Genomic DNA, 14,763 nt, shown 5'->3' on the forward strand with positions numbered 1-14,763 from the left:
CGCCACGTCTACACGCAGCGTTTTTTATAGGAAGCAACGATTCGTCTTTACGAACGTTTCATCATGTCGAAGAACTCGTCATTAGTTTTGGTCATTGCCAATTTATTGATGAGGAACTCCATCGCATCGATTTCGCCCATTGGGTGAATAATCTTGCGCAGGATCCACATTTTTTGCAGTTCTTCGGAAGATGTCAGCAACTCTTCCTTTCGGGTACCGGAACGGTTGTAGTCGATAGCCGGGAATACGCGCTTCTCGGCGATTTTACGCGCCAGATGCAATTCCATGTTACCTGTACCTTTAAACTCTTCGTAGATGACTTCATCCATTTTGGAGCCGGTGTCGACCAGCGCCGTAGCGATGATGGTCAGGCTGCCGCCCTCTTCCACGTTACGTGCCGCACCGAAGAAGCGTTTTGGACGGTGCAGGGCGTTGGCATCAACACCACCGGTCAGCACTTTACCCGACGCAGGCACAACGGTGTTGTAGGCACGCGCCAGACGAGTGATGGAGTCCAGAAGGATGATAACGTCTTTCTTGTGCTCGACCAGACGCTTGGCTTTCTCGATAACCATCTCGGCAACCTGCACGTGACGCGATGCCGGCTCGTCGAAGGTAGAAGCGATAACTTCACCTTTAACCAGACGCTGCATCTCGGTCACTTCTTCCGGACGTTCGTCGATAAGCAGCACCATCAGCACGCAGTCAGGGTGATTGTAGGCAATGCTCTGGGCGATGTTTTGCAGCAGCATGGTTTTACCGGCTTTCGGCGGTGCCACAATCAGACCACGCTGACCACGACCAATTGGCGAGGCCAGGTCGAGTACGCGAGCGGTGAGGTCTTCGGTAGAACCGTTACCGCGTTCCATGCGCAGACGCGAGTTGGCATGCAGTGGGGTAAGGTTTTCAAACAGGATTTTGTTACGGGCGTTTTCTGGTTTGTCGTAGTTGACTTCGTTGACTTTCAACAGCGCGAAATAGCGCTCGCCTTCTTTTGGCGGTCGGATTTTACCTGAAATGGTATCACCGGTACGGAGGTTGAAGCGGCGGATTTGACTAGGAGAAACGTAGATATCATCTGGACCGGCGAGGTAGGAGCTGTCACCCGAGCGGAGGAAACCGAATCCGTCCTGCAGTATCTCCAGAACACCGTCACCGAAGATATCTTCTCCGCTCTTGGCGTGCTGCTTCAGGATTGAAAAGATGATGTCTTGCTTACGCATGCGGGCCTGGTTTTCCAGCCCCATATTTTCGCCGAGGGCAATCAGCTCAGAGACCGGCGTATTCTTTAATTCGGTAAGATTCATAATGGTGGGTTCTTAAACTCGGGGTATGTCTCGAAAAACTGTCGTGAATGAGGATGGCAAGGGTGGTCCGTGCCAGCTTAAATAACTTAGGGTAAAGACATTCAATTTGCAGCTTCTGATTACAGGTCACGGGCGAGGCTCGCGAGCTATTTCTTGAAAGAGGGCAGACTTAAATTGAAGGTGTCTCAAAGCCGATTTTTTTGAAACCGTTAGATTGTCAAAGCACATCGCCATTACACCTGTTTTTCAACGAGGCTTATTCTATGTAAGCAGTTTTTATCAAAGCAACTTTAATAGGCAGATGGTTTCGACACAGAGTAAAACGCTAGAATCAAACTACAGGTAAGCTCAAATATGCAGTAAGCGTAAACTTAGCACGCTTCTTTGCAGGCGTCTAGCGGTCAGTGTGAAAAACACACGTTGCCCGCCAAACGCCTGATTTTGGTCATTCAATCGATTACAGGTTGGCGTTGAGGAACTCTTTCAACTGACCTTTGGACAGTGCGCCGACCTTGGTCGCCGCCACTTCGCCGTCCTTGAACAACAGCAGGGTCGGGATGCCGCGGATACCGTATTTAGGTGCGGTGCCCGGGTTTTCGTCGATGTTCAGTTTGGCAACAGTCAGCTTGCCTTCGAACTCGACAGCGATCTCGTCCAGGATCGGAGCAATCATCTTGCAAGGACCACACCATTCTGCCCAGAAATCGACCAGCACCAGTCCATCGGCTTTCAGTACTTCTGCATCGAAACTGTCATCAGAAAGGTGAATAATTTTATCGCTCATGTTCTACTCCAAAGGATTATCTTTACCTTGTTGATGTAGCATTAACCAACAGTAGGTTGACTCTATTTCACCACGTTTATTTCAACGGATATGCTTTCGTAAAGCAATAGTTAGCTGATATTCTACCACACTATGAGCAAAACACACTTAACCGAACAGAAGTTTTCCGACTTCGCCCTGCACCCGCTGGCAGTCGAAGCCCTTGAAAAGAAAGGGTTTCATTACTGCACGCCTATCCAGGCATTGGCACTCCCCATCACACTCTCCGGACGTGATGTTGCAGGTCAGGCGCAAACCGGTACCGGCAAGACGCTGGCTTTTTTAGCGTCTACTTTCCATTATCTGCTTTCCAACCCGCCTGCTGAAGGTCGCCAGACCAATCAGCCGCGTGCCTTGATTATGGCACCGACGCGCGAATTGGCAGTACAAATTCATTCAGATGCCGAAGCGCTTTCTGAATCAACCGGACTGAAACTCGGTCTGGCCTACGGTGGCGACGGCTACGACAAACAGCTTAAAGTGCTGGAAAGCGGCGTTGATATCCTGATTGGCACCACTGGCCGTTTAATCGATTACGCAAAACAGAACCACGTTAATCTGGGTGCCATCCAGGTCGTCGTGCTGGACGAAGCCGATCGCATGTTCGATCTCGGCTTTATCAAAGACATCCGCTGGCTGTTCCGCCGGATGCCGCCTGCCACCCAGCGTCTCAACATGCTGGTTCTCCGCAACGCTTTCATATCGCGTTAAAGAGCTGGCGTTCGAAAACATGAACAATGCCGAGTCGATTGAAATCGAACCGGAACAGAAAACGGGTCACCGTATTCAGGAAGAACTTTTCTATCCTTCGAATGAAGAGAAAATGCGTCTTCTGCAAACCCTTATAGAAGAAGAGTGGCCAGACCGCTGCATCATCTTCGCCAACACCAAGCACCGCTGTGAAGATGTCTGGGGCCATCTGGCTGCCGACGGACACCGCGTGGGCCTGCTGACCGGCGACGTGGCGCAGAAGAAACGCCTGCGCGTGCTGGAAGATTTCACCAAGGGTGATCTCGACATTCTGGTCGCGACCGACGTCGCTGCCCGTGGTCTGCACATTCCTGCAGTAACCCACGTCTTCAACTATGACCTGCCTGACGACTGCGAAGACTATGTTCACCGCATCGGCCGTACCGGTCGTGCCGGCCTGAGCGGTCACTCGATTAGCCTGGCCTGTGAAGAGTACGCGCTGAATCTGCCTGCTATCGAAACCTATACCGGTCACAGCATTCCTGTCAGCAAATACAACAGCGATGCCCTGCTGACCGGCCTGCCTGCGCCGAAACGTCTTGCACGTACCCGCAACGGCAACGGCCCGCGCCGTAATTCGTCCTCCTCATCTTCTTCACGACGCGGTGGTAATGCACCACGTAACAACCGCAAACGTTCGGGCTGAAAACTATGCTGAGTTCCACCTCACTTTATGCAGCGATCGATCTGGGCTCCAACAGCTTTCATATGCTGGTGGTCCGTGAGGTGGCAGGCAGTATTCAAACGCTGGCCAGAATCAAACGTAAAGTGCGTCTGGCTGCCGGACTGGATAAAAACAGTCATCTCTCTGCGGAAGCCATGCAGCGCGGATGGCAGTGCCTGAAGTTATTTTCCGAACGTTTACAGGATATTCCGCGCGAACAAATTCGCGTGGTGGCGACGGCAACGCTGCGTCTGGCGAAAAATGCCGATGCGTTTCTTGCAGTGGCCGAACAGATCCTGGGCTGTGAAATTCAGGTGATTAGCGGAGAAGAAGAAGCGCGGCTGATCTACCACGGTGTCGCTCATACTACCGGCGGTCCCGATCAGCGTCTGGTCGTCGACATTGGCGGCGGCAGCACCGAGCTGGTAACCGGCACGGGTGCGCAGGCCAACTCGCTGTTTAGCCTATCCATGGGCTGTGTCACCTGGCTCGAACGTTATTTCTCCGACCGCAGTCTGGCCCGGGAGAACTTCGAGCAGGCCGAGCAGGCCGCCATCGAGATGATTCTGCCCGTTGCACCCGAACTGATTGCCAAGGGTTGGCAGGTTTGCGTCGGCGCGTCCGGCACCGTTCAGGCGTTGCAGGAAATCATGGTCGCGCAGGGCATGGACGAGCGGATCACCTTGTCCAAACTGCAACAGCTTAAACAGCGCGCCATTCAGTGCGGCAAGCTCGAAGAGCTGGAAATCGAAGGTCTGACGCTGGAACGTGCGCTGGTTTTCCCGAGCGGACTGTCGATTCTCATCGCCATCTTCAAGACGCTGAACATCGAATCGATGATGCTGGCAGGCGGCGCGCTGCGCGAAGGTCTGGTGTACGGCATGCTGCATCTGCCGGTGGAACAGGATATTCGTCAACGCACGCTGCACAATCTGCAACGCCGTTATCTGCTCGACGTCGAGCAGGCAAACCGCGTGGCGGCACTGGCCGAAAACTTTTCGCAGCAGGTTTCGAGCACCTGGCAACTGGATGCTCGCGCCCGCGAGTTGCTGACCAGCGCCTGCCTGATTCATGAAATCGGGCTGAGTGTCGATTTCAAACAGGCGCAGAACCATGCCGCCTACCTGATTCGCCATCTCGATTTGCCGGGCTTTACGCCTGCGCAGAAAAAACTGCTGGCCACGCTGCTGCAAAACCAGAGCAGCAATCTTGATTTGCCGTTGCTGAATCAGCAAAACGCGCTGCCGCCACGTCAGGCGGAGCGCCTTTGTCGCATCATGCGTCTGGCGATTATCTTTGCCAGCCGCCGTCGCGACGACACGTTGCCTGCGGTTCGGCTGCGCGCCAACGACGACGAGTTGAACGTGCTGGTACCGACCGGATGGCTGGAGCAGCATCCTTTGCGGGCCGAAGAGCTGGAACAGGAAAGCCATTGGCAAAGTTACGTGCATTGGCCGCTGTATATCGAAGAAGCCAGCAAATAGTCGCCTAATCGCCATAAATTGGTGTTTAGGGTGCAAAATAACAAGGGAGCCATCGGCTCCCTTTTTTATTGGCTGTGTGAAACGGGCCGGGCGTAGAGATCAGCTCTTGTTTTGCCCGGCGGCTTTGGCACTGGCGAGCTGCGCACGGATTTTCTCGAGGTGGCTCTGCCCTTTCACCATGCGCTCCTGCGGCGACACGACTTTACGCTCGCTTTCCCACGCGAGGTCGTCCTGCGGCAGTTCGTGCAGGAATCGGCTCACCTCGGGGCGCAGCATTTCTCCGTATTGACGGCGTTCGCGGCAGTGGGTGAAAAACAGCTCTTTCTGCGCGCGGGTAATGCCCACATACGCCAGACGTCGTTCTTCGTCGACGTTGTCTTCATCCATGCTGCTCTGATGCGGCAACAGCCCTTCTTCCATGCCCACCAGAAAGACATACGGAAACTCCAGCCCCTTCGAGGCATGCAGCGTCATCAGCTGAACCTGATCCAGCTCTTCGTCGTTTTCGCCCCGCTCCATCATGTCGCGCAGGGTAAAACGCGTGACGACCTGCGTCAGCGTCATCGGCTCGTCGAGATCGGTGCCTTCCAGCATTTCCGTCATCCAGCTAAACAGCTGATTGACGTTTTTCATGCGCATTTCCGCCGCTTTCGGGCTGGGCGAGGTTTCAAACAACCAGCTTTCGTAATCCATGCCGTGAATCAGGTCGCGCACGGCGGCGATTGGCTCGCGTTCAACCTGCTCGGCAATACTGCCCATCCAGTGAGTAAAACGTTGCAGCGATTCCAGACCGCGACCGGTCAGGGTTTGGCTCAGCCCAAAATCGGAGCTGGCCTTGAACAGACCTTTATTGCGCTGATTGGCCCACTCGCCGAGCTTTTGCAGCGTGGCGGCACCGATTTCACGGCGCGGCGTATTCACGATACGCAAAAAGGCGCTGTCGTCGTCGGGATTGGTCAATACCCGCAGATAGGCCAGTAGATCTTTAATCTCGGGACGCGAGAAGAACGAGGTACCGCCCGAAATACGATACGGAATGCGGTTCTGCATCAGCATTTTTTCAAACAGCCGCGACTGGTGATTTCCGCGATACAAGATGGCGTAATCGCCGTGCTGCGTCTTGTTGACGAAACGGTGAGCAATCAATTCACCGACCACGCGTTCGGCCTCGTGGTCTTCATTGTTGGCCGTAATCACCTTTAGCGGCTGCCCGTAAGCCAGCTCGGAAAACAGCCGTTTTTCAAACACGTGCGGGTTATTGGCGATCAGGATATTGGCGGCTTTCAGGATCCGCTGCGAAGAGCGGTAATTCTGCTCCAGCTTGATAACCTGCAAGGCCGGAAAATCTTCCTTCAATAACACCAGATTCTGCGGCCGCGCACCGCGCCACGAATAAATCGACTGATCATCGTCGCCCACCACGGTAAAGCGCGCCCGATTGCCCACCAGCAGTTTCACCATCATGTACTGACTGGTGTTGGTATCCTGATATTCATCCACCAGCAGATAGCGTAGCTTGTTCTGCCAGCGTTCGCGCACTTCTTCATTGCGTTGCAACAGAAGCGTCGGCAGGAGGATCAGGTCGTCGAAGTCGAGAATATTACAGGCACGCATATGATCATGATAAAGGCCGTAGCACAGCGCGAAGATCTGATCACGTTCGGATCGCGCCAGCTTGGCGGCGCCGCTCGGGTCAATCAGATCGTTTTTCCAGTTGGAGATCGTCGAGATCAACTGCTGCAACAGCGTCTTGTCGTTTTCCAGCCACTTTTCACTCAACTCTTTGAGCAGCGCCAGCTGGTCCTGATCGTCAAAGAGCGAAAAGTTGGACTTCATGCCGAGCGCCGCGTATTCGCGCTTGATGATTTCAAGACCCAGCGTGTGGAAAGTCGAAATCAGTAATCCCCGCGACTCTTTACGGCCCAGCGTTTGCGACACGCGCTCTTTCATCTCGCGCGCGGCCTTGTTGGTAAAGGTCACGGCGGCAATATGCCGCGGCTGATAGCCGCATTCGCGGATCAGGTGAGCGATTTTATTGGTGATGACCCGCGTTTTCCCCGAGCCGGCACCGGCCAGAACCAGGCAGGGTCCGGTAACGAATTCGACGGCATGTTGTTGGCTGGGATTTAATCGCATTGGGTTATTTCTGCTCACTTGAAAGACGCGGAGGGGGATTGTAGCAGAAACTTTCGCTGGAAATGACAGTCAAAACTTTCAAGTTCAACGCCGGGCGTTATCGCGCAATCCACTTCTGCCGTTGCAGATGTTACATTACGCGCCTGAGCAGTTTTTAATTAATCCTCTATAAAGGTTCTACTATTATGGCGAATACCGCATCTGCATTACACATCCTGGTAGCTGACGAAAGCAAAGCCAACGACCTGCTGGCGCAGCTGGAAAAAGGCGCGGATTTTCAGGAACTGGCGCGCAAGCACTCTACCTGTCCGTCCAAGCGTGACGGCGGATCGCTCGGCGAATTCCGCAAAGGCGACATGGTGCCAGCGTTCGATAAAGTGGTGTTCAGCGGCGAACTGCTGAAACCGCTGGGCCCGGTAAAAACCCAGTTTGGTTACCACTTGATCAAAGTGCTGTACCGCAACTAATCACGCCTCGTTGCGCGTGATAGCCGTATTACGACATTATCCATTGCGTAATAAAGAAAAGCACCGCCTGCGCGGTGCTTTTTGTTTTCTTTTTATTCTCGGGTACAGCCTGCTTTGGATTAACGGTTAGCTGGCAACCGCAATGCGTTTCATGTCGGTCATGTAGCCACGCAGTTTGTGACCCACCGCTTCGATGGCGTGGGCACGAATGGCTTCGTTCACGTCACGCAGTTGAGCGTTGTCGACTTCTGTCGCGGCAACGGATTTACCCAGGTCACCGGCTTGCAGCGTCGTCATGAACTCTTTCAGCAACGGCACGGCGGCGTTGGCGAACAGGTAGTTACCGTATTCTGCGGTATCGGAGATAACCACGTTCATTTCGTACAGACGCTTACGGGCAATGGTGTTGGCAATCAGCGGCAGCTCGTGCAGTGATTCGTAATAGGCAGACTCTTCAATGATGCCGGAAGACACCATGGTTTCGAAGGCCAGCTCAACGCCTGCTTTCACCATCGCAATCATGACAACGCCGTGATCGAAGTACTCCTGCTCGGAGATTTTGCCTTCGAACTGCGGCGCGTTTTCAAATGCGGTTGCGCCGGTCTCTTCGCGCCAGGTCAGCAGTTTCACGTCGTCCGCCGCCCAGTCAGCCATCATGCCGCTTGAGAACTCGCCGGAGATGATGTCATCCATGTGTTTCTGGAACAGCGGTGCCATGATCTCTTTCAGCTGGTTTCGGACAGCGCGAAGGCACGCAGTTTCGCCGGGTTGGACAGGCGATCCATCATCAGGGTGATACCGCCCTGCTTCAGCGCTTCGGTGATGGTTTCCCAGCCGAATTGCAGCAGTTTTTCTGCATAGGCCGCGTCAACACCTTCCGCTACCAGCTTGTCGAAGCACAGCAGAGAACCGGCTTGCAGCATACCGCACAGAATTGTCTGCTCGCCCATCAGGTCGGATTTCACTTCCGCAACGAAAGAGGATTCCAGCACGCCCGCACGGTGACCGCCGGTTGCTGCCGCCCAGGCTTTGGCAATCGCCATGCCTTCGCCTTTTGGATCGTTTTCTGGGTGTACCGCAATCAGCGTCGGCACGCCGAAACCACGTTTGTACTCTTCGCGAACTTCGGTGCCCGGACATTTTGGCGCCACCATCACGACCGTGATGTCTTTACGGATTTCTTCGCCCACTTCAACGATGTTGAAACCGTGAGAGTAACCCAGCGCCGCGCCGTCTTTCATCAGAGGCTGAACCGCTTTGACCACCGCGCTGTGCTGCTTGTCCGGCGTCAGGTTAACCACCAGATCGGCCTGCGGGATCAGTTCTTCGTAGGTGCCGACTTTAAAGCCGTTTTCGGTCGCCTTGCGCCATGAAGCACGCTTCTCGGCAATGGCTTCGGCACGCAGGGTGTAGGAGACGTCCAGACCGGAGTCACGCATGTTCAGACCCTGGTTCAGGCCCTGTGCGCCACAACCAACGATCACCACTTTTTTACCTTTTAGGAAGCTGGCTTCGTCGGCGAATTCATCGCGGCTCATGAAGCGGCATTTGCCTAATTGCGCCAGCTGCTGACGCAGGTTCAATGTGTTGAAATAGTTAGCCATGATAAAACTCCGTTCGCGGTTGTTAGGTACTTCAGAAATGGTTTAACCCGATACTTCGAGTTGGTTTAGACACTATATGACAAGTGTTTCATTGCTTAAATTGATATATTAAGAAGATGATATTGCAGTTTATGCAACGTCGATGAATCCTTACCCTGCGCATGACAATGCTGGAAAAACCTATGGACCTACGCGATCTGAAACTGTTTCTGAATCTGGCCGAAAGCCGCCATTTTGGCCGTTCCGCCAAGGCGATGCACGTCAGCCCGTCGACCCTCTCGCGGCAAATCCAGCGTCTTGAAGAAGAGCTCGGGCAGGCGCTGTTTCAGCGGGACAACCGCACGGTGCAGCTGACTCAGGCGGGCGATCAGCTGAAAGACTTTGCCCAGCAGACACTGCTGCAATACCAGCAGTTGCGTCACGCAATGGGCCAGAACGGCCCCACGCTTTCCGGCGAACTGCGGCTGTTTTGCTCGGTGACGGCGGCGTACAGCCATCTGCCGCCGATACTCGACCGTTTCCGCGCGCAGCATCCGCTGGTTGAAATCAAACTCACAACCGGTGATGCCGCCGATGCGGTCGCCAAAGTCCAGTCCACGGAAGCGGATCTCGGCATTGCCGGCCATCCTGAAACCCTGCCAACCAGTATAGACTTTACGCCGATAGGCGAGATTTCGATGGTGCTGATTGTTCCTTCGCTGCCCTGCGCCGTGCGCACGCAGGTGATGCAGCCTTCGCCGAACTGGTCGGAAATTCCGTTTATCATTCCGGAACACGGACCCGCGCGTAAGCGTATCGACGGCTGGTTCCGCCATCATCGACTGAATAATCCGCTGATTTACGCCACTGTATCGGGGCATGAGGCGATTGTGTCAATGGTTGCGCTGGGCTGCGGCGTAGCGCTTATCCCGGGCGTAGTGCTGGAAAACAGTCCCGACCTGATCCGCGACCGTATTTCGGTGCTGGACAACGTGACGGTGGGCGTGCCTTTGCCGCTCGGCGTTTGCGTGCAGCGCAAGAGACTCAACGAGCCGCTGATTGAGGCGTTCTGGCAGTTATTGCTGCACAGAAATGCAGGCTGACAAAGATCGATCCCGAGTATAACGATCGTCGGGATCGACCGAAGAGGTTAGCCCTGCAAGAAGAAGCGGAAGGCAGGGTTATCGGATTCGTTATGACAGTCGTAGCCCAACGCCGAAAGATTTTTTCGAACTCGGGTTCCTGTTCTGTCAATTCGAAAGCCGCCAGCACGCGGCCAAAATCGGTGCCGTGACTGCGATAATGGAACAGCGAAATATTCCAGTGGGTGCCGAGCGTGTGCAGGAATTTCAGCAATGCGCCGGGCGATTCCGGGAATTCAAAGCTGTAGAGACGTTCGTGCAGCGGTTTGCTTGGACGCCCTCCGACCATATAGCGCACGTGAAGCTTCGCCATTTCGTCGTCGGACAAATCCACCACCTGATAACCGCCTTCGCTCAGCAAGTCGATAATTTCCTTGCGCTCCGCGTGGCCGCGCGTCAACCGCACTCCTACAAAAATGCAGGCGTTGTCGGCATCCGCATAACGGTAGTTGAATTCGGTTACCGACCGGCCGCCAAGCAGCTGGCAGAATTTCAGGAAGCTGCCCTTGCGCTCGGGAATGGTGACGGCCAGCAGCGCTTCACGCTGTTCGCCCAGTTCGCAGCGTTCGGACACATAGCGCAGGCCGTGGAAGTTGACGTTCGCCCCCGACAGCACGTGCGCCAGGCGCTCGCCCTGAATATTATGCTCCTGCACATACTTCTTTAATCCCGCCAGCGCCAGCGCACCGGAAGGTTCGGCTATGGCCCGCACGTCTTCGAACAGATCCTTGACCGCCGCGCAGATAGCGTCGCTGTCCACCGTTATCACGTCATCGAGATATTCGCGACACAGACGGAAAGTTTCGTTACCGATGCGTTTGACCGCCACGCCTTCGGCAAACAGCCCGACGCGCGCCAGATCTACCGGCTCACCCGCGTCCAGCGCGGCACGCAGGCAGGCAGAATCTTCGGCTTCGACGCCAATCACCTTGATTTGCGGCATCAGCTGTTTGATAAGCACGGCGACACCCGCTGCCAGACCGCCTCCGCCGACCGGCACGAAAACCCGGTCGAGGTGCGCGTCCTGCTGAAGCAGTTCCATCGCCAGCGTACCTTGTCCGGCAATCACCGCCGGATGGTCGAACGGCGGCACGAAGGTCATGCCCTGCGTGTGCGACAGTTCAATGGCGCGCGCCTTGGCTTCGTCAAAATTGGCGCCGTGCAGCAGCACTTCGCCGCCAAAATTACGCACGGCATCCACCTTGATATCGGCGGTCGCGACCGGCATCACAATCAGCGCCTTAATCCCTTTTCGGCTGGCCGACAAGGCAACGCCCTGCGCGTGATTACCGGCAGAAGCCGTCACCACGCCGCGCGCCGCCTGCTCTTCGTTCAGTCCGGCAATCATTGCATAGGCACCGCGCAGTTTGAAACTGTGCACTGCCTGACGGTCTTCTCGCTTAACCAGAATCACGTTATCCAGTCGGCTCGAGATTTTCTCCATGACCTGTAACGGGGTGACCTGCGCCACCTCGTAAACGGGCGCTCGCAGCACCGCGCGCAGATATTCCGCGCCGCCGGGCTGGTCGGGCAAAGGTTGTGATACCGCCATGCCTTCAGCCTCCCAGCTTGCTCTTGTCGCGGATTGCGCCTTTATCGGCACTGGTGGCCAACAGCGCATAGGCGCGCAGCGCGTAGGAGACCTGACGTACACGGTTTTTCGGCGTCCAGGCCTTTTCGCCGCGAGCCAGTTCGATTTCACGACGATGCGCCAGTTCGCTGTCCTCGACTTCCAGTTCCATTGAGCGGTTTGGGATATCGATGGCAATCATGTCGCCGTCTTCAATCAGGGCAATCAGACCGCCGCTGCCCGCTTCCGGAGAAACGTGGCCGATAGACAGACCCGAAGTGCCGCCCGAGAAACGGCCGTCGGTGATGAGCGCGCACTCCTTGCCCAGTCCCATCGATTTCAGATAGGTGGTCGGGTAGAGCATTTCCTGCATGCCCGGCCCGCCCTTCGGCCCTTCGTAGCGAATGACCACGACATCGCCGGACACCACTTTGCCGCCCAGAATGGCTTCAACCGCCGCATCCTGGCTCTCGTAAACCTTGGCCGGACCACGGAAGATCAGGTTGTCTTTGTCGACGCCCGCCGTTTTCACGATACTGCCGTCAATCGCCATGTTGCCGTACAGCACGGCCAGACCGCCTTCGGTGCTGAACGCATGGTCGATGGAACGGATACAGCCTTCGGCGCGATCATCGTCCAGCGTGTCCCAGCGGCAATCCTGCGAGAACGCCTTGGTGGTGCGGATACCGGCAGGACCGGCGCGGAACATCTTTTTGATGCTCTCGTCTTCGGTCACCATGATGTCGTACTTTTGCAGCGTTTCCGGGAATTTCATCTCCAGCACATTGCTTACGTCGCGGTTCATCAGGCCTGCGCGGTCGAGTTCGCCCAGAATGCCCCACACGCCACCGGCGCGGTGCACGTCTTCCATATGATATTTCGGCGTGCTCGGCGCAACTTTACACAGGTGCGGCACTTTGCGGGACAGTGCGTCGATGTCGGTCATGTTGAAATCGACTTCGCCTTCCTGCGCGGCGGCCAGCAGGTGCAGAATGGTGTTGGTCGAGCCGCCCATTGCGATATCCAGCGTCATGGCGTTTTCGAATGCCGATTTATTGGCGATGCTGCGCGGCAACACGCTTTCGTCGTCCTGCTCGTAGTAACGTTTTGCCAGACTCACGATGCGGGTACCGGCCGACAGGAACAGCTCTTTACGATCGGCGTGCGTCGCCAGCAGGGAACCGTTGCCCGGCTGGGACAGACCCAGCACTTCGGTCAGGCAGTTCATCGAGTTGGCGGTAAACATCCCGGAACACGAACCGCAGGTCGGACAGGCGGAACGTTCAATCTGCTCGCTGTCGGCGTCGCTGACTTTCGGGTTTGCGCCCTGAATCATCGCATCGACCAGGTCCAGCTTGATGATTTTGTCGGACAGCTTGGTTTTACCGGCTTCCATCGGACCGCCGGACACGAAGATAACCGGAATGTTCAGACGCAGGGACGCCATCAGCATCCCCGGGGTGATTTTGTCGCAGTTGGAGATACAGACCATGGCATCGGCGCAGTGCGCGTTGACCATGTACTCCACCGAGTCGGCGATAAGCTCGCGCGAAGGCAGTGAATACAGCATGCCGCCATGGCCCATGGCTATCCCGTCATCCACGGCGATGGTGTTGAACTCTTTCGCCACACCGCCGGAAGCCTCTATCTGCTCGGCGACCAGTTTCCCCATGTCGCGCAGGTGAACGTGACCCGGAACGAACTGGGTGAAGGAGTTGACGACGGCGATGATAGGCTTGTTGAAGTCGTCATCGGTCATCCCGGTTGCGCGCCATAATGCGCGGGCGCCGGCCATGTTGCGGCCTTGAGTCGTGGTTGCGGAACGGTACTTAGGCATGCTCTATTCACTCCAATTAATGCTGGTTTGTGGACGGCGAAACCGCCGCCCATCGTATTCTTATCGTTACTGTGGGTTTACCTGATCCAGCCAACCATATTTGTCTTCGGTTTCGCCGGTGAACAGGCCGAAGAAGGCGCTCTGAATCTTCTCGGTGACCGGACCGCGTTTGCCCGCGCCCACCTGAATGCCGTCTACGCTGCGAACCGGGGTGATTTCCGCCGCCGTGCCGGACATGAACACTTCGTCGGCCAGATACAGGGATTCACGAGACAATACCTGCTCGCGCACTTCGATACCCAGGTCTTTCGCCAGCTTGATGATAGCGTCACGGGTGATGCCCGGCAGCGCGGAAGAGGTGAATGGCGGCGTAAACAGAATGCCGTCTTTCACTTCGAACAGGTTCTCGCCTGCGCCTTCGGAAACGTAACCGTTGACGTCCAGCGCGATACCTTCCTGATAGCCGTGACGACGTGCTTCACTGCCCACCAGCAGCGAGGACAGGTAGTTACCGCCGGCTTTTGCCGCCGTTGGAATGGTGTTGGCAGCCACGCGATTCCAGGAAGAGACCATTGCATCGATACCGTTTTCCAGCGCTTCGGCGCCGAGGTAGGCACCCCAAGGGAACGCCGCAATGATCACGTCGGTTTCATAACCGTCTGGCGGGTTCACGCCCAGACCGACATCGCCTACGAATACCAGAGGACGGATGTATGCGCTTTTCAGGTTGTTTTTACGCAACACGTCGCGGCAGGCTTCCATCAACTCTTCAACTGACTGTTTTACCGGGAATCGATAGATCTTTGCAGAATCATGCAGACGCTGCATATGTTCACGATGGCGGAAAACTACCGGGCCCTTGTGCGAGTCGTAGCAACGGACGCCTTCGAAAACGGAGGTACCGTAGTGCAGTGCGTGAGACATGACGCTGACTTTGGCGTCTTCCCACTTGACCATCTCGCCGTTGAACCAAATAAAATCAGCTTTCTTCGTAGACATT

The 14,763-nt window shown here is 55.7% G+C and carries 8 protein-coding genes and 3 pseudogenes; 4 read left to right on the top strand and 7 right to left on the bottom strand.

Features of this window, described 5'->3' with window-relative positions; all coding sequences use genetic code 11:
• Positions 1-47: 47 nt before the first annotated feature.
• A complete protein-coding gene (rho, locus tag O1V66_RS16405) occupies positions 48-1,307 on the bottom strand; it encodes a transcription termination factor Rho (RefSeq protein ID WP_045049796.1) in 1,260 nt (419 codons plus the stop codon).
• A 457-nt stretch (positions 1,308-1,764) separates the two neighbouring features.
• A complete protein-coding gene (trxA, locus tag O1V66_RS16410) occupies positions 1,765-2,091 on the bottom strand; it encodes a thioredoxin TrxA (RefSeq protein WP_045049797.1) in 327 nt (108 codons plus the stop codon).
• Between the two features lie 132 nt (positions 2,092-2,223).
• On the opposite strand from trxA, the pseudogene rhlB reads away from it, so the two are divergent.
• Together rhlB and gppA are read left to right on the top strand one after the other, a co-directional pair.
• Positions 2,224-3,526 (top strand): annotated as a pseudogene (gene rhlB / locus O1V66_RS16415) (ATP-dependent RNA helicase RhlB).
• A gap of 5 nt (positions 3,527-3,531) precedes the next feature.
• Positions 3,532-5,028, top strand: coding sequence for a guanosine-5'-triphosphate,3'-diphosphate diphosphatase (gene gppA / locus O1V66_RS16420; RefSeq protein ID WP_045049799.1), 1,497 nt, complete (start codon positions 3,532-3,534; stop codon positions 5,026-5,028).
• Positions 5,029-5,127: 99 nt separating this feature from the next.
• Here gppA and rep read toward each other — a convergent pair whose 3' ends face one another.
• Positions 5,128-7,164 carry a DNA helicase Rep gene (gene rep / locus O1V66_RS16425; RefSeq protein ID WP_045049800.1) on the bottom strand — a complete coding sequence of 679 codons (2,037 nt, stop codon included), beginning with the start codon at positions 7,162-7,164 and terminating at the stop codon, positions 5,128-5,130.
• Between the two features lie 185 nt (positions 7,165-7,349).
• Between rep and ppiC the strand changes: the two genes are divergently transcribed.
• Entirely contained in the window at positions 7,350-7,631 is a 282-nt protein-coding gene (gene ppiC / locus O1V66_RS16430) for a peptidylprolyl isomerase PpiC (RefSeq protein WP_045049801.1), read from the top strand.
• A gap of 126 nt (positions 7,632-7,757) precedes the next feature.
• On the opposite strand, the pseudogene ilvC reads toward ppiC, so the two are convergent.
• Positions 7,758-9,235 (bottom strand): annotated as a pseudogene (gene ilvC, locus O1V66_RS16435) (ketol-acid reductoisomerase).
• 182 nt (positions 9,236-9,417) lie between these two features.
• On the opposite strand from ilvC, the gene ilvY reads away from it, so the two are divergent.
• Positions 9,418-10,317 carry an HTH-type transcriptional activator IlvY gene (gene ilvY / locus O1V66_RS16440; RefSeq protein WP_045049803.1) on the top strand — a complete coding sequence of 300 codons (900 nt, stop codon included), beginning with the start codon at positions 9,418-9,420 and terminating at the stop codon, positions 10,315-10,317.
• Positions 10,318-10,364: 47 nt separating this feature from the next.
• Here the strand turns inward: ilvY and ilvA are convergent.
• The 3 genes and pseudogenes from ilvA to O1V66_RS16455 all read right to left on the bottom strand — a co-directional run bounded on the left by ilvA (position 10,365) and on the right by O1V66_RS16455 (position 14,762).
• Positions 10,365-11,908 (bottom strand): annotated as a pseudogene (ilvA, locus tag O1V66_RS16445) (threonine ammonia-lyase, biosynthetic).
• A gap of 4 nt (positions 11,909-11,912) precedes the next feature.
• Positions 11,913-13,763 (bottom strand): dihydroxy-acid dehydratase, encoded by a 1,851-nt coding sequence (gene ilvD, locus O1V66_RS16450; RefSeq protein WP_045049805.1) that lies wholly within the window; start codon positions 13,761-13,763, stop codon positions 11,913-11,915.
• A gap of 66 nt (positions 13,764-13,829) precedes the next feature.
• Positions 13,830-14,762 carry a branched-chain amino acid transaminase gene (locus O1V66_RS16455; RefSeq protein ID WP_045049806.1) on the bottom strand — a complete coding sequence of 311 codons (933 nt, stop codon included), beginning with the start codon at positions 14,760-14,762 and terminating at the stop codon, positions 13,830-13,832.
• Between the last annotated feature and the right edge of the window lies 1 nt (position 14,763).

Source organism: Rouxiella chamberiensis, from assembly GCF_026967475.1.
In the GTDB taxonomy this organism is placed as follows: Bacteria; Pseudomonadota; Gammaproteobacteria; order Enterobacterales; family Enterobacteriaceae; genus Rouxiella; species Rouxiella chamberiensis.

What these genes read in the sequence shown, in the direction of transcription:
- rho (WP_045049796.1), bottom strand. Translation starts at nt 1,307, where the DNA reads ATGAATCTTACCGAATTAAAGAATACGCCGGTCTCTGAGCTGATTGCC.
- trxA (WP_045049797.1), bottom strand. Translation starts at nt 2,091, where the DNA reads ATGAGCGATAAAATTATTCACCTTTCTGATGACAGTTTCGATGCAGAA.
- gppA (WP_045049799.1), top strand. Translation starts at nt 3,532, where the DNA reads ATGCTGAGTTCCACCTCACTTTATGCAGCGATCGATCTGGGCTCCAAC.
- rep (WP_045049800.1), bottom strand. Translation starts at nt 7,164, where the DNA reads ATGCGATTAAATCCCAGCCAACAACATGCCGTCGAATTCGTTACCGGA.
- ppiC (WP_045049801.1), top strand. Translation starts at nt 7,350, where the DNA reads ATGGCGAATACCGCATCTGCATTACACATCCTGGTAGCTGACGAAAGC.
- ilvY (WP_045049803.1), top strand. Translation starts at nt 9,418, where the DNA reads ATGGACCTACGCGATCTGAAACTGTTTCTGAATCTGGCCGAAAGCCGC.
- ilvD (WP_045049805.1), bottom strand. Translation starts at nt 13,763, where the DNA reads ATGCCTAAGTACCGTTCCGCAACCACGACTCAAGGCCGCAACATGGCC.
- O1V66_RS16455 (WP_045049806.1), bottom strand. Translation starts at nt 14,762, where the DNA reads ATGTCTACGAAGAAAGCTGATTTTATTTGGTTCAACGGCGAGATGGTC.